This window comes from Paenibacillus sp. KACC 21273 (genome assembly GCF_028736095.1).
Taxonomy (GTDB): Bacteria; Bacillota; Bacilli; order Paenibacillales; family Paenibacillaceae; genus Saccharibacillus; species Saccharibacillus kyungheensis.
In genome coordinates, this window is the sequence record NZ_CP117876.1 from 2,821,011 (window position 1) to 2,845,113 (window position 24,103).

The window sequence follows — 24,103 nt, forward strand, 5'->3', positions numbered from 1 at the left end:
TGTTGCGATACTGGTTGTTTACAGAATCCTCTTTCTCAACTTCTTCAAAGCTTTCATGTTTCGTTCCGAATAAGGCGGGAATTTGCCCGAAAAGCGTAGATAATGATACGTTCGAACGCTCGTTTTTTCATAGCTAAAAGCCAGAAACCCGGCTTTGCCATGATAAGCGCCGTATCCGCTTTGGCCAACTCCACCAAACGCAATATGGGGACTCGCCGCATGATGAATTACTTGATTGACACTGATCGTCGAGGAACGCATATATTCGTTAAACTGCTCAATTCGATGTTTATCGGTGCTGAATATGTATCCGGTAAGCGCATCACGCTGCAGACTGCCACTGGATAATAATGAATTCAAATCGGTATAGGGAATGACCGGAAGAACCGGGCCAAAAATTTCTTCTTCCAGGACTGCACTTCCCGGCTCAATATCTGTCAACACAGTTGGAGCGATAAACCGGTCGGCTTGATCATACACACCGCCATACTGAACTGTGCCCTGTTCGATAAAATCTATCACTTTTTGAAAATGGGCTTCGGTACAGATTCGACCATAATCTCTGCTTGTCTGAGGTTGCTCCCCATAGAAATCAGAAAGCACCGTAGAAATTTCAGCCAGCGTTTTTTCGTAAACGGAGCGCTGAACAAAAAGGGTATCCGGCGCAATACAAGTTTGGCCAGCATTGATGAATTTTCCCCACACAATGTCCTTAACAGCAGCAGCCGAAAAGCCCGTTTCGTCAAGGATACACGGGTTTTTCCCGCCGAGTTCCAGAATTACCGGCGTAAGCTGCTTGGCTGCCTGATCCGCCACTCGCTTACCAGTTTGCCCGCTGCCTGTAAAAAAAATCAAATCAAACGGTGCTGCAGTCAGCAGGCTAGCGGTTTGCGAATCTCCTGTTACCACGTGCAGTTGTTCAAGCGGAAAAGCCTGATTGATGATTTCTTTTAGCAGCTCGGCTACTGCCGGTGCATATTCGGACGGCTTGATAATACAAGAGTTCCCTCCGGCAATAGCTCCGATCACAGGCATTAGGGTAAGCTGGACCGGATAATTCCATGAACCGATAACCAGTACGCTTCCGTACGGATGTCTCTTTTTTCGTAGTGATTCGATATAGCCTAATTTCAAGTACCGGGAACCTCGGGTACGATTCCATTTATTGATATGTTTGCAGACGTAATCGATCTCGTTCAACAGAACGGCAATCTCCGATGAAAAAGATTCAAATGCCGGTTTACCCAAATCGGAATAAAGTGCATCCGTTAATTCTTTTTCGCGTTCCACAAGAATACTTTTCAGCTTTAAAAGCTGTTTTCTACGCATCTCATTTGAAGGGCTGCCTTGGCGCAGTAATTCTTCACGCTGCTTTTCAGGCAAGGTCTTCAGAAAATGATTTTCATTGTCCGGCATGTGAAACATCCCTCTGCACAATTTTTTTGCTGACCAGCTGGCCGCTTAACGTAACCATCGGCATTCCGCCGCCCGGGTTTACCGTTCCGCCTACAAAATATAGATTGTTATAGCGTTCGCTTTGTTTGGCATGCTTGAATCCTTTATTTTTTTTACGATTGGATACCGTTCCGTAAATAGCACCGCGGTCAGAGCCATACGTCTTTCTGATATCTTCCGGTGTCCACATATCTCTAGTCACGATGTTGGCTCGCAAATCGTGTAAGCCCATTTTTTCCAATTTGATCAGAACTCGCTCGGCAAATTGCTCATAGTCCTGCTGAGTGAATGGTTTCTGATCCCGTATGTAAGGAATGTGGGGCAATACTTTGATATTTTCATGTCCTTCAGGAGCCTGCGATGGATCGGTTTTATTAACATTAACCAAATAAATAACCGGATCCTCTGGCAGGGTATGTTCATGGAAAATGGATTGCATTTGCTGCTTCATATTTTCCGCAAAAAAGAAATTATGATGGCGAAGCTGAGGGTAGCTTTTTTTCACGCCTAAATGCAAAACAAGACCAGAACTGGCCGGTTCGAATTTTTTCTTTAATTTGCCTACAAAGCGTGTGTCTTCGTCTAGCAACCGTTCGTAAACCGGGATAACCTCCATATTGGAAACGTAATAATCTGCAGTCAGCTTTGTTCCGTCTTCCAAAAAAGCTCCCGTGATTTCTTTGTTGTTTTTTTCGAGTTTGACGATGGGTGTTCCGAGATGGAAATGAACTCCTACTTCTTCAGCCAGCTTTACCAAACCGTTTGCCAGTTTATTCAGTCCACCGGGTACATACCATAATCCCTGATCATGTTGCATGTAAATCATCATATTCAAAACAGCCGGTGCATCGTAAGGCGAAGAACCTACGTATTTGATGAAGTAGGACAGCATATCGCGCAATTGTTTATTGCTGATCCGCTTGTCGATTGCTCCATGAACAGTAGAAAACAAATCGAAATTTTTTAACGCACCAAACAGACTCGTATGCTTCATAATTTCTCTTGTGCTATCTACACCATGCTTAAAATAGGTTTTATCTGTCATGTCGTAGATCTTTTTGGAGTATTCAAGCAGATCCTTATACTCGCGCATGTCTTTTTCACTTAGGGAGTCGTTCTTCTCCTGCATGTCCTGTAGATTTTCATATAAGTCGATGATATTTCCATCAGGGAAAAAGGAACGCCATTGATGATTCAGCTTTTCAATCTGCACATAGTCCTTCATTGATTTGCCGCTGGCAGCAAACAAATTCTCAAACACTTGAGGCATTGTCAGAATAGACGGACCCAAATCAAAACCGAAGCCGTCCTGGTCCAGTCGGTTCAACTTTCCTCCGATGTGATCGTTTTTTTCATATAAAGATACCTCATATCCTGCCTGTGCCAGCGAAATTGCAGCTGACAGTCCTCCAAGTCCGCCTCCGATAACTACTACGTTTTTGTTTGTCATGTTCACTTGTCTTGTTTCTCCTTCCATCAATCAAGAATGGTGTTCATTGTTGCGCCAAGCCAGCATATGCCTTACTTTATTCTGCATACCGCTTATTCGCTGTTTCTCTGATTTTACGTGCAATCATTTTCCAGGCTTCCTCCGCTTTTTCTTTTGGACCCAGGTGGGTAAAAGCGTGCTTGCAGTCTTTGAATACTTTTTCCTCAATATGTACCCCAGCTTCCTTTAATTTCTCTGCATAACATTCCGCTTCCGGTCTGAAAGCATCATGTTCTGCGATGAGAATAAGGGCAGGTGCCAAATGTTTGCTTATGACAGCGCGAACAGGAGAAGCGAGAGGATGTTCTGCTTGACCTTTTTCCGGGACGTAGCACATGTTCAAAAAGTGAGCGACCTGAGGATATCGTGCCCGCCATTTGTCCGTTTCCGGCTTGTTGGCATGTGGAGTCGCAAAATCCAGCATCGGGCATGACAGCACTTGAAGTAGCGGTTGCTTTTCCTTTTTTTCCTCCAAATAGAGACAGAGCGCAGCAGCCAGATTGGCTCCCGAACTTTGTCCGCCAACCATCATTTTTTCCGTGTCGATGTTCAAATCGTCGGCTTTGCTCTGGATCCAGCGAAACACTTCATAGACTTGTTCGAGTGGGTTGGGAAAAGGATACTCCGGCGCTTTTGCGTATTCCACATTCGCAATGATGCATCCTGTCCGGTTAGCCAGGTAACGACAGTACGGATCGTCCATCTCCTTGTCGTGCATGATGAACGCTCCCCCATGAAAATTAATATACAATGGGAGTTTTTTCAGTTTAGATTCTGAGGGATAGTAGAAGGAAATATCCGTGAGTTTTACAGATGTCTCTACTTTCATCTCTTTTTTTTCCTTCACTGGCTCGAAGGGGAGCATGGGCGTCTTTTTCGCCTGATTAGGGAAAAGACGAATTAACCTTGCAGCCATATGGGTGAACATTAGGATAACCTCGCTTTTTTACCATTTAAACTGGAAATGAATCGTTTCTAACATTAGTTCTCTAATGCTATTACCCTTTTTTCCTTTAAATGTACTAACTTTTAAAAAAAAGCGTCAAATACTGATTAATCAGCGTTTGACGTGACAATTTTGTGAAGAATATCTTATATTATATTGCGCATATCTAGAGTTAAAGCGTCATTCGGTTACGTATTCTACCATCCCTATTTACATAATAGTCGCCTTCAACATATTATCATATGGAAATTTCGGGAAATTTATTTTCGCATAAAAAAGGACCTTAAGATGGATGTCTATCTCAAAGTCCTGATTCTAATGAATGCTATGGAAATGATCACGCCGCTATGATTTACGAAAAAATTTCCAACCCTAACAAAACATACACCGTCTATCCCAACTCTACTTATATTCTGACAGTAAGCCCAAACAACAGAACGTTTTCGAAGACACCGCACATTTTCTTACATTAGATTAGAACATGTACTTCACAAAACTCTAAGCTTTACGAAGTATATATCTCTCACTTAGCTTTGCCAGCATATCCTTCGTCATCGCCTTCAAGTCATAGCGGGCATGAAATCCCCATTCTCTTGCAGCTGCTGTTGCATCAATAGAATGCGGCCAACTATCTGCGATCGCTTGTCTCTTCGGGTCCACATCATAATCAAGAACGAAGCCAGGAATCTCCTCTCGAATCGATGCAGCGATTGCCTCTGGATCAACACTCATTGCGGTGACGTTAAATGAGTTCCGATGTACTAACCGACATGAGTCTGCTTCCATTAAATCAATGATAGCGTCCAGCGCATCTGGCATATACATCATGTCCATATTCGAGTCCTTCGCAATATATGATGTATATCTTCCAGCCGTTATGGCTGCATAATATATTTCTACTGCATAATCGGTTGTTCCCCCGCCAGGAGGTGTCATATAAGAAATTAAACCGGGGAAGCGTAGTCCTCTTGTATCTAGCCCATATTTATGAAAATAATAATCACAAAGCAGTTCACCTGATACCTTATTCACACCGTACATCGTATTTGGTCTCTGGATGGTATCCTGTGGGGTATTATCTCTTGGAGTGGAAGGACCAAAAGCTCCGATCGAGCTAGGTGTGAAGAATTGGCAGCCAAGCTCTCTAGATACCTCAAGTGCATTCATCAATCCACCCATATTCAGATTCCAAGCAAGCAGAGGTTTCTCCTCTGCGGTAGCTGACAGCAATGCAGCCAAATGGATGACAGTATCGACTTCATATCGCTTGGCGATTTCGAACATTGCCTTATCATTCGTCACATCCAGCAGCTCGAATGGTCCAGAGCGAGTGATTTCATGGGTGGATGACTTAAGGTCTGTAGCAATGACGTGATCTGCGCCATATAGCTCACGTAACTTCATCACTAACTCTGAACCGATCTGACCGAGTGCTCCCGTTACCAATATCTTTTTCATCAGACATTCCTCCCGAAGTAGACTTCCGTGAATGCGTTTAGATCAGTTTCATTTCCTTACCAACTTTCTCATAGACAGAGATCACCTGATCCAGCATCTCCTTCGTATGGGCAGCGGTAGGCATATTGCGTATTCTGCCAGTTCCTTTAGGTACCGTTGGGAATACGATAGCCTTGGCATAGACACCTTCTTCATGAAGACGTTTGCTGAACTGCTGGGTGGTCAATTCATCGCCAATGATACAAGGAGTGATCGGTGTTTCGCTTTGACCTACATCATATCCAAGCTGACTCAAGCCTCGCTTCAATTCCTTGCTGTTCGCCCATAACTTCTCGATCAGTTCTGTATCATTCATCAAAATATCGATGGATGCGCTACAAGCAGCGATTGCAGCCGGTGGTAGTGAAGTTGAGAACAAGAATGGACGACTTCTCAGCTTCAACCATTCGATCAGTTGTTTCTTACCAGCGACATAACCGCCAACAACACCGATCGCTTTGGACAACGTACCGATTTGAAAATCAATACGGTCAGATAATCCAAAATGCTTAACGGTTCCTGCACCTGCTCCTAGAACCCCCGAACCGTGTGCATCATCCACATACGTAATCAGATCGAATTGTTCAGCTATATTGACAATGTCAGGTAGCTTAGCTATATCGCCATCCATCGAGAACACGCCATCAGTGATGACCATGATTTTATGATATTGTCCTGATTCTATAGCTTCTTTCGCCTTTTGCCTTAGATCATCCATATCTGAATGCTTATATCGAATCACCTTTGCTCTCGATAAGCGGCAGCCATCAATGATCGAAGCATGATTCAACTCATCTGATAGAATCGCATCATGCTGATCCATGACCGCAGATATCGCAGCCATATTGCAGTTAAATCCCGATTGATACACGATAACAGCTTCTGTCTTTTTGAAATGCGCAAGCTTATCTTCAAGCTCAATATGCAGATCCATCGTACCATTTATGGTTCGCACAGCTCCTGCGCCAGCACCGTATGTCTGCGCCGCCTTCACTGAAGCATCAATCAGGCGCTGATCGGTTGCGAGTCCTAAATAGTTATTGGAAGACAAATTGATTAGAGACTTTCCAGCAATCTGAATAACAGGCCCATTAGCACCCTGTAGCGTGTCAATAACGTTATATAGACCGTTCGTCTTTAGACCCTCGATACCCATAGTCAAAAATTGTTGTAATACTTGACTAGACATTTCATTCCCTCCTCATTAAACATATGTCCTCATACAGAAGACATTAAATCTTTAAGTAAACGCTTACAATATAGTCAATATGCTGATTCCAATGTATCATCTTTTTTGTCATTTGTACACACATGAAGGACATATTGTATAAACACCTATTCTATTTACTTTCACTAACTATGCTTTTACTAATATGAATACCTTATCTATACTCTCAACAGAAAAGACATTCTCTCCATCGATTCGGAGAAAATGCCTTTTGATGATCTTTACTTATAGAATGTCTAAATCATGCTAACTTATTGCTTACAATCATGCAACATGATTGATCGAAGAAAGGATCCGATATTAATCTACACAAAAGCAATTACTTCACCAGACTTACATTATCTGCTCCCCAATACGCCTGAAGACGGGTTATTTTTCCTGAGGAATCAAACTGTGCGACGTCGATCGTTTCGATAACGACTTCTTTTCCTTCTACCAAAATGTGTGTATTGATCATCATTGCAGCCGAATTAGCGAAAGATGTACGAATTGGAGCTAACAGGTCTACTTTTTTCACGTTAACGATGCCTTCTCGGATAAAGCTTTCAAAGTTTTCTTTGCCTACTATAGGATTCGTGCCTACAGGATCTTCACCGATGATCTCATCTGCTAGTAGATCAATAACAGCATCTGCATTTTGTTCATTGAAATATTTTAAATAATTTTTTAATGTATTCTTCATGTACTCGTCAGAAAGTAAAGTCGTTCCCTCGCCTTTGGTACTTGTGCTTTGGATAATGTTTTGTAAAAGTTGTTGCACTGGATGTGTCTCTGTCTTTTCTTCTAATCCTTCTTTGGGCAAAAGGATTGGTTTGTATATTTCTCGTTTTAAATTTACAACGACTTGCTTTTCTACATTACCTTTAGCAAAAAGTTCTGTAATTCTTTCGATAAATTGTTCTCTTAATTGAATTGCTACTTGTTTGTCTGCTTGATCCAGAGCAAGGACAAGTTCTTCTTTTGTTAATTCTGTGCAATAGGCTGGAGTGCCGGGCTGATGTCTCCAAGAATCGCTTAAATTCCCACTATCCACCGCATCAAATCCAAGTTCACTCACCATCTTCTCGATAGTTTGCTTTTGCTCCTGGTTGTCTCCGGCAATAGCCATAGCGATACGATATGGAGTCCCTTCCGGTTTGCCATCTTTGTCTAATGTTTCAGTCAATAGGTTGTTAAATGCTTTAATCACTGGGCGACCTAACTGATTTGACACCCATACACTTTCTACCATGCCATTTTCGATTTCTTCTATTCGCTGATCTCTGATTGTTGGAGCATAATTTGACGTATCGACCACAATCACATGTTCTTCAACTTGCTGTATGATACTACGAATATCAGATAATGCAGGCAAAGGAATAGATGTAATTAATATATCAATATTTTTGATTACTTCTTCTATGGTAACAATCTCCCCTACAAGTTCCTTTCCTTCCAGTCGATCAATACCGCGAGCATCTGCAATTTTAACCTCATGTCCGTTATGAACTAACTTTCGTGAAAGAGTGGATCCAATATTTCCTGCACCTATAATTCCAAATCTCATTTGTATTCCTCCTGGATTGTAATGTTTTTAAAGTAATGATCAGCCATTCAATTTCCTATCTCGTCTCGGCAAATTTAATGAACAATCACAGCATAATAGATACAAAAATAAATCCCGACATAACGAGCGACTTTAGCCTATATTTATCAAATAAATATCCGATTGGCGGAGAAAAAATATCGTTGAACTCACTACTCTGCTTGCCTTTATTATCTTATTGAAGTATGTTACTTTAAACAAGTACGATTATTTTTAGAACATACTATCAAATTTAATACTAATGTGATCTGACAGGCTTTTTAAAAGCTTATTATTGATCTAGGGGGAACAAATATGGAGCATACTCATAAATATTCATCTGATTGTGGGATGAACGAAGAGCAAAAATTGAGCAGTGGAAGTTCATCCGAGTGTGGACTGAATAAGGTACAAAAATTAGTCGGCGGTAAATGGAAATTATCTCTATTGTGGTACATGTCCGAAAATAAAAGAAGATTTGGAGAGATCCGACGGGCTTATCCAGATCTTACACAGTCGATGCTTACAAAGCAGTTACGAGAATTAGAAACCGATGGGCTACTGCACCGGGAAGTTTACCGAGAAGTTCCACCGAAAGTTGAATATTGGCTAACCGATCTCGGTAAGAGATTCCTGCCGATCCTGAATAGCATGTATGAATGGGGAGAATCCAATTTAAAATAAATATCACGTTTGATATTTGATACTTGAAGAAAAATGACCGCCCTATGTAAAAGTCACTTTCGTTCAGATCGTTCGCCCCTTTTATTGATAACCTAAAAAGACCGACTTGCTATAGAAGTCGGTTTTTTTAATATACATTCTGAACTAATTGAAATAAGTATCAACTGTTTGGGTCAATAGAATGTAAAAATGCTTTGAATTGACTCTTTGTTCACTATATCGTATTATTCTAATATAACGATATAAGGAGGGTTCATATGGACACTACCGCTTTTGATGTAAAAGATTTAAAACAATTTGATGAGCCTGCTAATCTGTTGAAAGCTTTATCGCATCCTATTCGCTTATGCATCGTGCGTGGACTTATACGCAAACGTAAATGTAACGTTTCATATATGCAAGAATGTCTGGATATTCCACAATCAACGATTTCACAACATCTACAGAAGCTTCGTAGCACAGGGATTGTTATCACTGAACGTAGTGGGCTAGAAGTTAACTATCTTCTCGCTGACCCTCGGATCGAACCGATCGTCCATATTTTGTTTGGAGAGGAAGATTGCGAATCATGAATCAACAACGTCAAAAAGTATTGATTGTCGGTGGTGTGGCTGGAGGTGCATCGGCTGCGGCACGTTTACGCCGACTAGATGAATATGCTGAGATTATTATGTTTGAAAAAGGGCCTCATATTTCTTTTGCTAACTGTGGATTACCTTACTATATTGGGGGTTCTATTACCGACCGTGAACGCTTGCTTGTTCAAACGCCAAAAGGCATGGCGGATCGCTTTCAAATCGACGTGCGTACACAAAGCGAAGTTATAGCTATTCATCCGGATACTCGTACGATCCAGATCCAACATCCTGAACGTGGTCTATATGAAGAAAGTTATGATAAGTTGATCTTATCTCCAGGTGCTCGTCCTTTTATTCCTAACTTGCCTGGCAATGATCATCCACTTATCTTTACTGTACGTAATGTGACTGATATTGAGCTCATCAAAGAACGTGTTACTTCCCAACATACCCGATCAGCCATTGTTGTAGGTGGAGGATTTATCGGTGTAGAAATGGCAGAGAACCTGCGCGAAGCCGGTCTGGACGTAACCCTCATAGAAAGTAATCCTCAGCTACTAGCTCCGTTCGATCCTGAACTGGCGACAGCACTCGCACAAGAAATGGAGCAACATGGCGTGAGGCTGATGTTCAAGCAACGTGTGATCGGCTTTCATTCCTACGAACAAGGTATTGGTGTTGAACTTGAAAATGGTAGTCCACTATCTGCTGATCTGGTCATTCTTGCGATCGGAGTAAGACCTGACACTTCCTTCCTGCAAAGTAGTGGCATTGCTCTTGGATCACGCGGACATATTGTTGTCAATGAATCGCTTGAAACTAATTTACCAGATATCTATGCTGTTGGAGATGCTATTGAGGTGAAAGATTATATTCATGGAAGCCAGACAACGATTCCGCTAGCAGGCCCTGCTAACAAACAAGGTAGGATTGTTGCTGACCGTATCGCTGGATTGAACTCTAGTTATAAAGGAACGATAGGTACGTCTGTGATTAAAGTATTCGATCTCACCGGTGCTTCTACAGGAAGTAGTGAGAAGAAGCTCAAACGTCTGGGTATAGACTACCAGAGTGTGATTGTTCATCCTTCCTCTCATGCCTCTTACTATCCCGGTGCCAGTGCTATTACACTCAAGTTGCTATTTACACCAACAGGTAAAATTTTAGGTGCTCAAGCTGTTGGTTATGAGGGTGTAGATAAGCGAATTGATGATATTGCTACAGCTATTCATTTTGGTGGCTCTATTCATGATCTGGCAGAACTTGAACTTAGCTATGCACCACCGTATTCTTCTGCCAAAGATCCTGTGAATATGGCTGGATATGCAGCAGAGAATATAGTATCTGGACGTGTGCAGGTCTTTACGTATGATGAGCTAGCAGAACGTGACTCTGAGCAATCTATTTTGCTCGATGTGCGTAGTGAACTGGAGCATCACAATGGACATATCACTGGATCACTGTCTATTCCAGTGGACGAACTTCGTCAGCGGTTGAGCGAACTGGATCGTTCCAAAGAAATTTGGGTGTATTGCCAGGTTGGATTACGTGGCTATACCGCTTCTCAAATTTTGCGTCAGCATGGTTTTGAGACTAAAAACTTAAGCGGCGGTTACAAAACATACCGTATGGCTCAATTTCAGACCAGCTCTTTTTCTTCCGAAGAACCAAACGGCAATAACAATGGACAACCTGATCTTTTACCAACCCTTACTGTAGTAGAAAATGGATCGCATATTACCGAACATCCAACTGCTCAACCGATGCATATAGATGTTGAATTGGATGTACGTGGATTAAGCTGTCCCGGCCCTCTTATACAGGTTAAGAAGACAATGGATCAACTATCCAATGGACAGACTTTACATGTGCAAGCGTCTGACCCTGGCTTTTACGAAGATATCAAAGCATGGACAGCAATGTCTAAGTCTACGCTTCTCCAATTAGAGCGTGGTAACGGTGGAGTAATTGAAGCAGTCATTGGCAAAACAATAGCAGAGCAGAACTCGGAGCTTTCGCCTTCCATTTCTACAGAAGCCGATCCTGCTAGTACAATGGTCGTTTTTAGTGGTGATCTAGATAAAGCAATTGCTTCCTTAATTATTGCTAACGGTGCTGCTGCCAGTGGTCGCAAAGTTACTATGTTCTTTACCTTCTGGGGATTAACGATTATTCGCAAACAGTCTCCTCAGCCAATCTCCAAAACAATGATTGGTCGTATGTTTGATATGATGCTCCCTCGTACTAGCCATAAGCTACGCTTATCCCAAATGAATATGTTTGGCGCGGGTCCCAAAATGATTCGTGGTCTTATGAAACATCATAATGTTCCTTCTTTAGAAGAACTTATACAGAGTGCCGTCGATCAAGGTGTAGAAATGGTAGCTTGCCAGATGTCGATGGATCTGATGAATATTCACCTTGACGAATTGATGGATCATGTTAAAAGTGTAGGCGTCGGTTATTATTTAGGACAGGCTTCTCAAGCAAATCATAATCTTTTTGTCTAATTCAAAATGACTGATAATCCACGTAAAAAGGAGTGCCTATAAAATGGCGCTCCTTTTGTATTTGATCAGACTTTAATATCTATAAGGACGAATCTTAATGATTCATTGCATAAATTTTTATTTGGAAGACATCTGCAAAGCTTCTTTCTCATACGATTGAAAAGCATTTTCCAAACCCATGATCACATCTTTGATCTTCATATATCCTTGAGTATATGTCTCGGAGTCACGAATTTCTTCCCACATATAATGGTAATGTTTGAGATCTTCTGTCTCACAGACTACAAAATCAGTATAATCTTTGCCCGGCAAAGCTTCAGCATCAAAAAAACGTACTGTAATCGATGAACGATACTTATTTATAATTTGCTGTAATACTTCTGCATGTTCTCTGCGTTGTTCTCGTGGTAACGCTAACCAGGAAGGATAAAACTCTAGTAAAACGATCATCATTTGTCGCATATGTCTTTCACCTCATCTAAGTAATGGTTGCTATAGGTCTAGTGTAAAGGACATAATCTACAACTGCATTAACATAGGTTAATGATTTTCATGCAAAATGCGGCTCAGGGATACAGGTGAGATGCCGAGGTAAGAAGCAATATGATATTGGGGTATTCTTTGTTCAAGCCCTGGATATTTGAGTAGAAAAGCGTGATAACGCTCCAAAGCAGATAAATATAACAATTCTCGTTCCCTTTCTTCTTTACGGACATACAGTCGTTCTAGAGCTGTGCGAACAAATCGTTCCCATCCATGACTTTGATCCATAAGCATTTGCAACGTAGAATAAGGAATCTCGATAACGGTAGAATCTTCGATCGCCTGAATAGTGTATTTTGATGTTAATCCGGTAATCATAGCTCCGTACGAGGTAGCAAAATCATTTTCTAATGTAAAAGCGACATTATATTCTCGTCCATCTGCTAAAGTATAATACAAGCGAAATAACCCTTGTGTACAGAAATAAGCATGATTTACATGATCTTCAGCTTCAATAATAGTCGCTCCATGTGCAATAGACTTTACTGTTGTTGCATGTACAAACCATTTCCACTCTATAGGTGTTATAGAAGCTTGATAAGCCATAGACTGAAGTGTCTGATAATGATGCTCCATGATGATTGCCTCTCTCCTATTCAATATTGACCTTTTGTGCTAAAGCCATCATACATGTAGTTGAGTATAGTTTCTCTCTTTCGCATTGTTTTGTATACATTTATATGTAATAAAATGATTATATGCTACCTGCTGATGATAAAAAGGTCACTAAAGTAGTGACCCGCCTACCTATAATCACTAATTTATGCCCATACTACAATTTCTTCTAAAGATTGTCTCATTTTAGGACGCTTCGGTTCTTCTTCCCGATAGCCAAAAGCAACCAGACAAGCGACTCCAAACTCATTTTTGTCGATAATTCCTTCATCGTGAAATAGAGAAGCTACTTTTTCTCTGTCGATTCCTTCAATCGGACAAGAATCTATTCCGATCTGAGCTGCTGCTGTCATCATATTCGCCATTGTAATATAACTTTGTTTGCATGCCCATTCATGCATCAATTGAGCATTATTCTCTAATTCAACTTCTGTAAATAACTTATACATATTCGAAACAAATGTCGCTACTCCATCGGGCATCTGCTGAATATTGCTCATCATATGGGTTATATATGCAGAATCAAACGTTAACTCACTCGCTCTTTTAGCTAAAATAAATACCAGATGGCTTGAGGTTGGTATCTGTCTTTGAGCTCCGGCTGCGATAGGTTTTAACTTATCACGAAGTTCTTTTTCTTGCACCACTACAAATTTCCACGGTTCAAAACCAAATGAACTAGGAGATAATCTGGCAGTTTCTAAAATAAATTGAAAATCGTGATCCGCAATTTGTAGATCAGTTTTAAAGTTCTTACAAGCGTGTCTAAATTGATAAGCACTTAAAATCTCATTTTTCTTCTCTTCTGTTGTATTCATAGTATGATTCCTCCATTATTATATTTGTTGATACATCAACGTTGATGTATCAACAAATATACAATAAAATATTATGTACAGCAAGAAGATTTTATTTCCTCTGGATAAATGCAAAAAAAGTCGATCATTATAGACCGACTTTTGGATTACTATCTGCTTGGATAGCAAGTATTTGATTGTTTGATTTGCTTGAGCTTTGAGAGATTTACGTGTTATCTTTCATCTGTTTCACATTTTCATTTAATTGATCTAATACTTTTTTGAGCATATTGAACTCGGTATCACTAATATTATTCAACAGCCCTTTGGCAAATTGTTCTTTTTCTTTTTGAGAATTCTCAATAACTTCTTTACCGTAGTCTGTCAATTGTACTAAAATCATACGGTTATCTCCATCTTTTCTTCTTCGCAATACAATATTGTTATCTTCAAGCTGTTTGAGATGTCTAGCGACAGCCGCTTTATCAATCGTCACTTTTTTTTGTAGATCACTTTGACTAATTTCTGTTTCTTGATATATTAAAGCAAGTATTTCAAAGCGAGATTGGCTGATACTAATATAAGCATCAAATGTCGTATTTATCGCATTGTTTACACGATACATTTGGTATAACAACGCACTCTCTTCTGACCAATCTTTCTTCAAAACCATCCCATCTTTCGTAATCATATTTTGTTACTATAGGTGTACAGCGTATTAGACAATATACAACTTTAATCCTTTTTTTACAAGCAAGTCTGTTCCTTGATCTCGATAATAAACACATTCATATAACTCTCAAAACGGCATAGCACATCATAATAGATGACTATCCTATGTAGTGAAAAAAATCAGTAGTTCTTCTACATGCTAGGCTACTCTATATAGATAAAACCCTCTTTCTATAGATAAGAAAGAGGGCTGGTAACAATTATCATACATATAAAATAGATAACGGTTTATTGATATACAGTCAGAGTACCGTCGTAATTGATCACCTGTCCATTGTGATTCTGATCATCTAATATATAACTTACAATAATTTCAGCAGCTTGCGCAGTAGTTTTTACAAAATCGCCTGTCATATTTCCATTCAGATCAGTAGAGACAGCTCCTGGCATAACTGCAAAAATTTCAACTGGTATATTTTCTTTTTCAAAGCTCATTCCCCATGACTTGGTCATAACGTTCAAAGGAGCTTTTGCAGTCTGATAAGCAAAAGCATTAAAAAATGATAGTGGCTCAATCGGTATGCTGATATTTTGAATTATGCCTTTATTCGCAATCAATAGCGGTAACAACCCTTTAGAAAGAGCGAATGGGCCAATAAAGTCTACTTGGTGAGTGGCTACTAACTCTTCTACATCAAATTCCCAGCCTACTTTATGCATATCTCCAGGGATACCCGCATTATTTACCAACAGACTCAAATCAGTATAGTTTTGCTTGATATGATTGACCGCTTGATCAATACTTTGTAGATCAGCTACGTCGATTAATAGTAACTCTGCATGACCAAATGCTTTAAGTGTATTTACGGCTACTTCTCCACGTTCTTGATCACGTGCTCCTACTAATACATGATATCCTGCTTGCAGTAGATGCTTGGCAATTTCAAATCCAATACCTTTATTTGCTCCTGTCACTAATGCTGTTTTTGTCATGGGTATTCTCCTTAGATTAGCTTTTATTTTCATCAAAAGTAATAACGTTGATAAATCAACTGTTGACATATCAACATTTTAAAATATATTTTCTTTTCATGCAAGTTATTTGTAGAACTATTATTTATATGGACTTATTGCTTGTTTATCAACGGTACTTTCTGACGTAGTATATGATCATACTATCGTTATTATTTTATAAATTTAAAAAGAATATTTTTACAATTTAGGTATATTAATGAAAAAAATATTATATAATTTAGGTGTATTCTCCGCATATATGTATTAAGCGATAAAGGAGGAATGTATTACATACTAACAGCATCTATCGGGAAAAGATTAGCTGTTTATTGAGGTGTTACATGATTCTGTTTTGGCTGTACCTCTATTACACTTATACAGGAGGTTTATAATGAAAAAATTATCTTTTTTATTGTTATCTGCTACTTTATTCGCTTCGATTCTTCCGGTGACTTCTGCTTCAGCATCCGATAGTGACCTATACAATAGTACTTCTACTCCTCTCTCCACAGGAACAACATCTGCTGTGCAATCTTCTACATCGCAAGCATCTGTTAATTATCACAGTATCCGTTTTTCGATTGATTTTATGGATACGATTATGGCAGGCGATAGTGAACCGCGTGGACAATTTTATCGGGCTGTTGAAGATGCGATTGGAGCACCGGTGATTTTTTATGATTTCTGGAGCGACTATATCGTCATCAAAGTAATGGATAAGCAACTATCTCCAGAAGAAGCAGAAGTCGTCAAAAACAAACTTAATAGCTTAAAATGGATCAACGAAACATACGGTATTCCGTTAGATCAGGATATTATCACTGATATTCACTGGTTTGATCGCTGGTCTTAATCTATTCTTCATTTGCAAAACACCTCCAATTCGAAAGCAGATCACTTGCTGCTCTTCCACGTTGGAGGTGTTTTTTATCTATAATTATTTAAGATTTTACTAGTACAAATTATGATTTTCCGACATTAATAATCTTTTTGATCCATGATGGCTCACTTGTTGCTGCTCGAACCAAAGAGTCTGCACAGTCTACAAATGATAGAGGATGAAGTGGCTCAATCCGGGCTAAAGGCCCTGCTGTATATTGGACAGAGTCAGCGGTATGACTAAGCACAGAAGGACGTACAATCACCCAATCCAAGTTACTCGCGATCACTGCCTGCTCAGCGATTGCTTTATCTTTGATCGCTTTGGAGAAAATAAACCGCATCGTACGTACAGCAACCCGATTAAAAGCAGAAAATTCTTTTCCATCACTCAAATTAATGCCACTCTGCATCACCACACGCCCAACTCCTGCTTGCTGACAAGCTGATAAAATATTCGGCATCCCTTCTGACATCACAGTTCCCGGTGAGAAATTGGCTGCAATAACATTCAAAGCTCCTTTTGACATGATATGACCTGATGAAAATGTTTTGGTTGGTCCTATACAACTGATAACCACGTCTGTACCTATCATAGCTTTTATCATAGTGGATGTATCCAATACGTCTCCCTGATAAATATGTAGTTGCTTAGTCGATGTATGAACTTCGGGTCGACGAGATACAGCATGAACTTCATGATCTAATTGAAGTAAACGCTCTATTACTTTCTTACCTGTAGCTCCTGTAGCTCCAATAACAGTAACTTTCATTTTTCTATTTCCTCCCTGGATCATTTCATACATATATTCATATCTAAAAATGCACATTAGTGTATTAAGAAACAACTATGTATAATACTAAATAGAAATACAGCATTTACAATGATTAAAACAACAGGTTTTGTGCAGTAGTTCACGTTCTTCTTCAGACTGTGCATTATTTGGAAGAAAGCAGGTTATAATAACATGTCGCAAATAGATCGAAGAGTACGGAAATCACAAAAAGCGATCAAATTGGCTATTATTGATCTTATGATCGAGAAAAAGTTTGATCAGATTACGATCCAAGATATCGCTGATCAAGCAGATGTTAGCCGAAGAACGATTTACCTTCACTATACAGACAAGTTTGATTTGCTGGATAAGCTTATTCAAGAGCATATTGAAGAAATGAGAGACATTTGCAATTCACAAGACATGAATGATAGTTATGTAGAATCTGGATTGTTGTGGTTCGAATATTTTGAAAGTCAGTATTCATTTTTCTCTGCAATGCTAGCCAGTAAAGGAAGTTCTTTTTTTCGTACACGATTTCTAGCATTTTTTCTTCAAGAGTTAGAACAAGGAATACTGGATCAAAAGAAGCAACCATTAACTGAAGAAGATTATGTAGATATTCAGTTTTTAGGAGCAGCGATTTTAGGAGTAGTCGAATGGTGGATCAAGCATGAGAAACCTCACCCTCCTGCTTTTATGGCTAAGCGATTAGGATTATTGCTTGAACGTCATCTTGAGGTAGATGTATATGATCGTCCCAGTTTATAAAAAGTTTATATTTAATTTAAATCCTGTATAGAAATACTTTGCTTTTGTTTATGTGTAATTTAACTCCTTCCTCTAAGATCAATCTATAAATCAACCTGTACACAGGTGATGAAGATCAGGAGGAACGATAGATGAAGAAATACCCTGCATATCTTGCTCTGTTAGCAGGAATGGTAGCTTTAAGCCAGACTACAAATAATCCCGTATTCGCCGCTCCAACCCATCTGTCTGCAACTCAGATGAATCCCTCGACTAGCGCTTCCTTAACAGCGCTCCCTTCAATCTCACTCCAATCTGGAGTCAGTGTGAAATTAACTGATATTCAATTAGCTAGCAAAAACACAGGTAATATTCTGACATACACCCTTACTTATACCAACACCACTTCCAGTCCATACAAGTTGATGAATAGCTTTTCAAGAGTAAGTACAATACGAACTTCTCCGATCAAAGGAGTACCTGTTCCTGATAACAAAGATCAGATAACGATTTCCCCGAAGTCTACTCAAGCGATTACGTACTATGTAGATATGAAAAAAGAAAATAAACTAGCCAGTAGCAAAATTACGATGTTTGGTTGGGATTTTAATGCCGCTAATTATGAGAAAAAGTTAGGTACATTTACCGTCCCTACGAATTACTCACCTGCTATCGCTCAAGGCAAAAGCAAAAAAGTGACGATTGGTACAACCACCCTCACTTTCAAACCACAACAGTTACAAATGATCCGTTTTAATAATAAATTATATGCTCGTCTAGCTGTACAAGTAAGCAATCTAAGTACTGAAGTGTTAGAGGCTCCTAATTACCATACTTACTTACAGTCTGCTACCGGTTCTTCTTTTGAATTACAACTAGATCATGCTAGTCGTGATTTCTCTATTTCACCCGGAGATACTCAAAGTATAAAGTATATTGCAGCGATCCCAGCTTCTCTGAATGCTACAAATATGACTTTACAAATTACAAGCAATACCGTTGCAACCGATAGCAAAACAGACAGTTCTACAGCAAGTAGTGTTACTAACTTGGAATTACCAGTAATAGCATTCAAATTACCTAAAGTAAGTCCGTCTAGTCTTACTGTTCCTGTCGCATCTTCTCGAAAAATCGCTGTAGATGGAACAATGATTGAGACTCAATTAAAAACAGCAACAATCTCTACCAGTGGAGATAAAGCCGTATGGACGATGCAATTTAGAATAAAAAATATCGGTAATCAAACAGTAGTATTACCTACTTATGAAACATCTATCAAAACATCAGAAGGGTATTCATTCCCGATCACTACCAAAGCATTCACTAATCTAGCACTCAAGCCATTGCAGGAAAAGCAAATTCAATTATCTGCTGAAATTCCAGCTCAATTGAAACAGCAACAACTTCAACTGCAATTGTTAGAATCATCAGCAACGACTCCAAGTAATACAACGACAAATACGCAAGTAGCAGACAATACACAAGCGAAAAGTGCGATTATTTTACCCACTGCTTTTTATATGATTCCCTACAGCCAAGAACAGAATCAATCGGCGCAAACAGAGTATACATTTGATAATAATTACGGCAACTTTGGCGTGACGCTTGAAAGCTTTCAACGTATGCCATGGACTGCTGAAGATATCGTAGTTGCCAAAATTCGTCTGCGTAATGCTGGCACTTCTTCTGTTAACTTGCCTCTACTCGGCGGATGGATCAAAGCGCAAAATAATCGCATCAGTAGCCCGGTACAGATTATAGCGGAACAGACAGATACATCACTGGATGCCGGTCAAAGTCGTGTGTACTATGTGGTCAGTCATTTTGATGCAGATGCAGATTTATCTCAACTCAAAATCGAACTATATCCTAATGTAGATACTGCAAATAACGATTCAACCAGTCCAACTACCAATGCGACAACTTCTACTGGTAATACACTGGATCAAGATAATCCGTTCTTATCGCTACAAGTAGGTCAGATCAATTCTACTGTTGCCAAAATCGCACCAGGATCTTCTTTCCATATTCAGACGATAGGCAAAAAAGCAGAAATCAAAGAACGTCGTACGATTACGTATGAAGGTACAAGTCAAAAAATTGCATATACTGAACTTGAAATGAAGAGCGAAGAAAAACGGACTTCTACACCTGCTCGTCTTATCGCTTATTACAAAACACCAAATAATGAATATTATGAAGCTACTGTTAATCAATCGGACAAAACAGTCGGTCCTGATGGTAAAAACTTAATTACTGTCTGGAGCAAACTCCCTGCGTCAATCAATACATCCGGGCTAACACTTTATATCGGTGAAGCGATTAACGATGGCAAAATGTCTACAGCGACGACTACACCTACAGGTTATATCAATGCCGTTGAACTAGGACTCAATAAACAGACGCCGCCTGTAGTGGCTAGTGTAAGTAGCGATATGGAGCTATTCCCGTACCGATTTGCGATTACAAGTGCTACAGGTTCATTGTCAGAAGGTCAAGAAAGTATTGCTCTGAATATGACTTATAACTTTAGCAAAGACAACACCTATAATATGGGCACGTATGGACATAATCTGGTCATTCAATGGGTAGATCCATCCGGTCAAGTGCAAGAAAAAACTATGGTTCCGGGTACTGACTTAACACTCGGCAAGTCGATTCCGTATTCAACCACTTTAAATAGCAATGTGTACAAAACGATGAAAGGTGGTCGTTTCTTAATCAATGTGTACGATGAATTTGAAGGCGAACGAATCCTTCTAGGTACGCAGAGCTACAGAATTGATTACACCGCCAATATCGTCAATACACCATCTACAACATCACCTGTAGATACACCTACAACGAATCCGGGCACACCTCCGACAACTAATCAACCGGACAAACCAGATTCAACTGATCGCAATAACAAAAATAGCACAACAGATCTATCTGCTAACTAACGGAGGAACCTATGAAAAGTAAAAAACGAATCTGGATCACTATAGCTATTATTGTCGTATTAGCCGCTGCCGGAGCAACTGCCTATGTTCTCTGGCCCAAAGCACAAGATGAATTAGTTGTTGAACCTACCCCCTCTGTTCCTGTGCAAAAAGGAGAAATTACAGTATTGATCAAAGGGGCTGGTTCGATCAAAGCTACGAGCCAGACGCTTGTCTATGCCGATCATGAAGGAAATATTAATCAGGTAAACGGCAAACTAAATACACGTGTTCAAAAAGGACAGGTCTTGTTCAACTATAAAAATAAAGATAATTCCAAAGATATCACTCAACAAACCAACACCCTGAAGCAACAACAAAGCGATCTTCAAGATAAGCAAGAACAATACAAACAGCTAGTTATGAATAATGCGACTCCAACCGAATTAGATACGGCTCGTCTAGCGATAGAAAAAGGTAAAGACGATATCACTGTTACTGAAACAGAAATCGCGCGTTTACAAAAAGATCAAGCAGCTCCTGCTCCGCTGCTCTCTCCAATCAGTGGAACAATCACTAAGATGAGTGTTGCTCCTGGCGGAGCAGTCAGTAGTGGCGCAGAAGCATTTACTATTGTTGATTATCAAGATTTGAGCGCTACAATTCAGGTCGATGAATTAGATGTTCTTAAAATTCACGACGGATTGAAAGCTACACTTCAGCTAGATGCACTACCCGGCAAAACGTATACTGGCAAAGTCTCAATGATCGCAAATGAAGGTTCGATCAAAAATGGTGTTTCTACTTTTGCTGTAACGATTCATTTGGATCAACCGGGCGAGATCAAAGCAGGTATGTCCACACAGGCTACGATTTTGGTTGAACAGAAAAAAAATATTCTTGTAGTACCTATCGAATCGGTTATTCAACAAGGTGATCAATATGTAGTTCAAAAAGCGAGAGTATCTGCGGGCACACAAAATGCGCAACCTGATGCTACGACTGAACAGAAAGTAACGATAGGGATTCATGATGATAGTCAGATTGAGATTAAAAGTGGTCTAAAAGAAGGCGATCTAATCGTGATCCCATCCAGTGATATGAGCGGACTTGGTACTTCTTCACCAGATAGCAGTATGTCTGGTGCAGGTAGCTTAGATGACAGTAGTTCGACGACAGCTTCAGATAGTGGTTCAACAGACAGTAATGCAACAGACAGCAGTACTTCAACAGATAATAGCAATACTACCGATACAAATACGAGTACATCTAGCGATAGCTCCTCTACAGGTGGTGGCACTCCATGAATAAGGAGCCACTTATACAGATCAGTCATATGAATCATGGATATATGATGGCAGGACAGCAGATGCCTATTTTGCAAGATATCTCTATGACGGTGAATCATGGTGAATTTGTAGCGATTATTGGCCCTTCGGGGTCAGGCAAGTCTACTTTGATGAATATGATAGGCTGCTTGGATCTGCCTAATAGCGGAGAGTATATATTGGATGGTCAAAATGTACGCAAAACGTCTGATAATCGCCTTGCCAAAATTCGTAACGAAAAAATCGGTTTTATTTTTCAAAGTTTTAATCTATTGCCCAAATTATCAGCGATCGAAAATGTAGAGCTTCCTTTGATCTATCGTGGATTGTCTTATCGAGAACGTAAAAAAAGAGCAAGTCAGGCGTTAGAACAAGTAGGATTACATGAACGGATGTATCATCGTCCTAATCAATTATCCGGCGGACAACAGCAACGTGTAGCAATAGCACGTGCTCTTGCTGGTGATCCGCCTTTATTGCTGGCAGATGAACCGACAGGTGCTTTGGATACAAATACAGGGAAAGAAGTCATGCAGATGATCAAAAGTCTGAATGAACAAGGACATACGATTATTTTGATTACCCATGATCTGGATATCGCCGATCAAGCCAAACGTGTTATTCGTATTCAAAATGGCATTTTGACAGAAGATCGGAGGAATGAGTAATGATCTTTTTTCAAAGTGTACGTATGGCATTACTTAGTGTAATCAGCAATAAAATCCGCTCTTTTTTGACGATGTTAGGCATTATTATTGGAGTGTCTTCGGTCATTCTAGTTGTCTCTGTGGGTATGAGCTTTAACGGGCAGATTAGTGATCAATTTGGAGATATGGGCACCAATCTACTATCTGTTAATGTGATGGGACGCGGGGTGACCAGTTCACTGACGTATGAGGAAGTCATTGCTTATAACCAGTTAAAAGGTGTATCCGGTGTATCGCCCACCCTTTCAGGCAATGTCACTGCCAAAAATCGCAATAACAATGTCGATGTCTCCTTAGAAGGTGTAACTCCTGCGTATGAGCATGTGAAAGATTTTCATGTACAATCCGGACGATTTGTTCTTAATATGGATAGCCAGTACCGACAAAAGATAGCTGTGATCGGTTCATCTACTGCTACCACTTTATTTGGCACTGAAAATCCAGTCGGGCATGATATCCGTCTTAATGGGGAAACTTTCAAAATTGTAGGTTTGTTACAAAGTAAAGGTTCAAGCTTAATGGGCTCCAATGATGAGAAAATTTTAATCCCACTCGCTACCGCAGAACGCTTTTTACAGACAAAAGGTATTCAGACGTTTGAAGTCAAAACTGTGACCGAACAGGATATCCCTACTGTCAAAGCCCTACTTGCAGCTAGCCTTGAACAGAAATTCAAAGATCCTTCAGCATACGATATATTTGATGCTCAAGAAATGATCAAATCTATGGAAAAAACCAATGCATTGATGTCAGCATCTCTAGCAGGGATTGCAGGTATTTCACTGATTGTAGGTGGAATCGGCATTATGAATATTATGATTGTATCGGTAAATGAACGGACGCGTGAGATCGGTATTCGCAAAGCGATCGGTGCTAAAAAGAGTAATATTTTGATCCAATTTATGATCGAATCGATATTTCTCAGTACACTTGGAGGATTGCTTGGTATCGGGGTAGGACTTGGATTGGTCTGGGTGGCTGGTAAATTCACACCGTTTCCGATTCAATATGCATGGAATATGGTTACGATCTCATTTGCATTTTCATTTGTGATCGGTGTTGTATTCGGAATTATTCCTGCCAATAAAGCTGCACGATTACGACCTATTTATGCGCTTCGTACAGATTAAATGCTACAATACATTCGTAA

At 39.9% G+C, this 24,103-nt stretch carries 21 protein-coding genes and 1 pseudogene; 9 read left to right on the forward strand and 13 right to left on the reverse strand.

Annotated features, from left to right (window positions below):
- Nucleotides 1–18: 18 nt before the first annotated feature.
- From PQ460_RS12625 to PQ460_RS12655, 7 genes and pseudogenes are all read right to left on the reverse strand, one after another.
- Nucleotides 19–1,416 carry an aldehyde dehydrogenase family protein gene (locus PQ460_RS12625; protein ID WP_274169993.1) on the reverse strand — a complete coding sequence of 466 codons (1,398 nt, stop codon included), beginning with the start codon at nucleotides 1,414–1,416 and terminating at the stop codon, nucleotides 19–21.
- On the reverse strand, nucleotides 1,403–2,905 hold the full coding sequence (locus tag PQ460_RS12630) for a phytoene desaturase family protein (protein ID WP_274172930.1): 1,503 nt from the start codon (nucleotides 2,903–2,905) through the stop codon (nucleotides 1,403–1,405). The genes PQ460_RS12625 and PQ460_RS12630 overlap by 14 nt, the downstream gene beginning before the upstream one ends.
- Nucleotides 2,906–2,981: 76 nt before the next feature.
- On the reverse strand, nucleotides 2,982–3,860 hold the full coding sequence (locus tag PQ460_RS12635) for an alpha/beta hydrolase (RefSeq protein ID WP_337993916.1): 879 nt from the start codon (nucleotides 3,858–3,860) through the stop codon (nucleotides 2,982–2,984).
- 528 nt (nucleotides 3,861–4,388) lie between these two features.
- A complete protein-coding gene (locus PQ460_RS12640; protein ID WP_274169994.1) occupies nucleotides 4,389–5,348 on the reverse strand; it encodes an L-threonine 3-dehydrogenase in 960 nt (319 codons plus the stop codon).
- 37 nt (nucleotides 5,349–5,385) lie between these two features.
- Entirely contained in the window at nucleotides 5,386–6,576 is a 1,191-nt protein-coding gene (locus PQ460_RS12645; protein ID WP_274169995.1) for a glycine C-acetyltransferase, read from the reverse strand.
- Between the two features lie 358 nt (nucleotides 6,577–6,934).
- On the reverse strand, nucleotides 6,935–7,297 hold the full coding sequence (locus PQ460_RS12650) for a nuclear transport factor 2 family protein (RefSeq protein WP_274172932.1): 363 nt from the start codon (nucleotides 7,295–7,297) through the stop codon (nucleotides 6,935–6,937).
- Between the two features lie 132 nt (nucleotides 7,298–7,429).
- Nucleotides 7,430–8,161: pseudogene (locus PQ460_RS12655) on the reverse strand (NADPH-dependent F420 reductase); the annotation flags it as partial.
- 333 nt (nucleotides 8,162–8,494) lie between these two features.
- On the opposite strand from PQ460_RS12655, the gene PQ460_RS12660 reads away from it, so the two are divergent.
- The 3 genes from PQ460_RS12660 to PQ460_RS12670 all read left to right on the forward strand — a co-directional run bounded on the left by PQ460_RS12660 (nucleotide 8,495) and on the right by PQ460_RS12670 (nucleotide 11,951).
- Nucleotides 8,495–8,863 (forward strand): winged helix-turn-helix transcriptional regulator, encoded by a 369-nt coding sequence (locus PQ460_RS12660; protein WP_301262276.1) that lies wholly within the window; start codon nucleotides 8,495–8,497, stop codon nucleotides 8,861–8,863.
- A gap of 257 nt (nucleotides 8,864–9,120) precedes the next feature.
- Nucleotides 9,121–9,435: an ArsR/SmtB family transcription factor gene (locus tag PQ460_RS12665; RefSeq protein ID WP_274169996.1), complete on the forward strand. Its 315-nt coding sequence runs from the start codon at nucleotides 9,121–9,123 to the stop codon at nucleotides 9,433–9,435.
- A complete protein-coding gene (locus PQ460_RS12670) occupies nucleotides 9,432–11,951 on the forward strand; it encodes an FAD-dependent oxidoreductase (protein ID WP_274169997.1) in 2,520 nt (839 codons plus the stop codon). Before PQ460_RS12665 ends, PQ460_RS12670 begins: the two co-directional genes overlap by 4 nt.
- A gap of 117 nt (nucleotides 11,952–12,068) precedes the next feature.
- Here PQ460_RS12670 and PQ460_RS12675 read toward each other — a convergent pair whose 3' ends face one another.
- The 5 genes from PQ460_RS12675 to PQ460_RS12695 form a co-directional block, all read right to left on the reverse strand.
- Complete coding sequence (locus PQ460_RS12675; protein WP_274169998.1) at nucleotides 12,069–12,413, reverse strand: darcynin family protein; 345 nt, start codon at nucleotides 12,411–12,413, stop codon at nucleotides 12,069–12,071.
- Between the two features lie 78 nt (nucleotides 12,414–12,491).
- The gene (locus PQ460_RS12680) at nucleotides 12,492–13,070 is read right to left on the reverse strand and encodes a Crp/Fnr family transcriptional regulator (RefSeq protein WP_274169999.1); all 579 of its coding nucleotides are present in this window, start codon (nucleotides 13,068–13,070) and stop codon (nucleotides 12,492–12,494) included.
- Nucleotides 13,071–13,255: 185 nt separating this feature from the next.
- Nucleotides 13,256–13,927 (reverse strand): NAD(P)H-dependent oxidoreductase, encoded by a 672-nt coding sequence (locus tag PQ460_RS12685; RefSeq protein WP_274170000.1) that lies wholly within the window; start codon nucleotides 13,925–13,927, stop codon nucleotides 13,256–13,258.
- 205 nt (nucleotides 13,928–14,132) lie between these two features.
- A complete protein-coding gene (locus PQ460_RS12690) occupies nucleotides 14,133–14,597 on the reverse strand; it encodes a MarR family winged helix-turn-helix transcriptional regulator (protein ID WP_274170001.1) in 465 nt (154 codons plus the stop codon).
- A 269-nt stretch (nucleotides 14,598–14,866) separates the two neighbouring features.
- Nucleotides 14,867–15,571, reverse strand: coding sequence for an SDR family NAD(P)-dependent oxidoreductase (locus PQ460_RS12695; protein ID WP_274170002.1), 705 nt, complete (start codon nucleotides 15,569–15,571; stop codon nucleotides 14,867–14,869).
- A 412-nt stretch (nucleotides 15,572–15,983) separates the two neighbouring features.
- Here PQ460_RS12695 and PQ460_RS12700 point away from each other — a divergent pair, with 412 nt between their 5' ends.
- Complete coding sequence (locus PQ460_RS12700; RefSeq protein WP_274170003.1) at nucleotides 15,984–16,445, forward strand: hypothetical protein; 462 nt, start codon at nucleotides 15,984–15,986, stop codon at nucleotides 16,443–16,445.
- 109 nt (nucleotides 16,446–16,554) lie between these two features.
- On the opposite strand, the gene PQ460_RS12705 is transcribed toward PQ460_RS12700, so the two are convergent.
- Complete coding sequence (locus tag PQ460_RS12705; protein WP_274170004.1) at nucleotides 16,555–17,244, reverse strand: NAD(P)-dependent oxidoreductase; 690 nt, start codon at nucleotides 17,242–17,244, stop codon at nucleotides 16,555–16,557.
- Nucleotides 17,245–17,439: 195 nt separating this feature from the next.
- On the opposite strand from PQ460_RS12705, the gene PQ460_RS12710 reads away from it, so the two are divergent.
- The 5 genes from PQ460_RS12710 (at nucleotide 17,440) to PQ460_RS12730 (ending at nucleotide 24,083) form a co-directional block, all read left to right on the forward strand.
- On the forward strand, nucleotides 17,440–18,018 hold the full coding sequence (locus PQ460_RS12710) for a TetR/AcrR family transcriptional regulator (RefSeq protein ID WP_274170005.1): 579 nt from the start codon (nucleotides 17,440–17,442) through the stop codon (nucleotides 18,016–18,018).
- Between the two features lie 131 nt (nucleotides 18,019–18,149).
- Nucleotides 18,150–20,939: a hypothetical protein gene (locus tag PQ460_RS12715; protein ID WP_274170006.1), complete on the forward strand. Its 2,790-nt coding sequence runs from the start codon at nucleotides 18,150–18,152 to the stop codon at nucleotides 20,937–20,939.
- 11 nt (nucleotides 20,940–20,950) lie between these two features.
- Complete coding sequence (locus PQ460_RS12720) at nucleotides 20,951–22,225, forward strand: efflux RND transporter periplasmic adaptor subunit (RefSeq protein WP_274170007.1); 1,275 nt, start codon at nucleotides 20,951–20,953, stop codon at nucleotides 22,223–22,225.
- Entirely contained in the window at nucleotides 22,222–22,914 is a 693-nt protein-coding gene (locus PQ460_RS12725; protein ID WP_274170008.1) for an ABC transporter ATP-binding protein, read from the forward strand. The genes PQ460_RS12720 and PQ460_RS12725 overlap by 4 nt, the downstream gene beginning before the upstream one ends.
- Entirely contained in the window at nucleotides 22,914–24,083 is a 1,170-nt protein-coding gene (locus PQ460_RS12730) for an ABC transporter permease (RefSeq protein ID WP_274170009.1), read from the forward strand. The genes PQ460_RS12725 and PQ460_RS12730 overlap by 1 nt, the downstream gene beginning before the upstream one ends.
- Nucleotides 24,084–24,103: the final 20 nt, after the last annotated feature.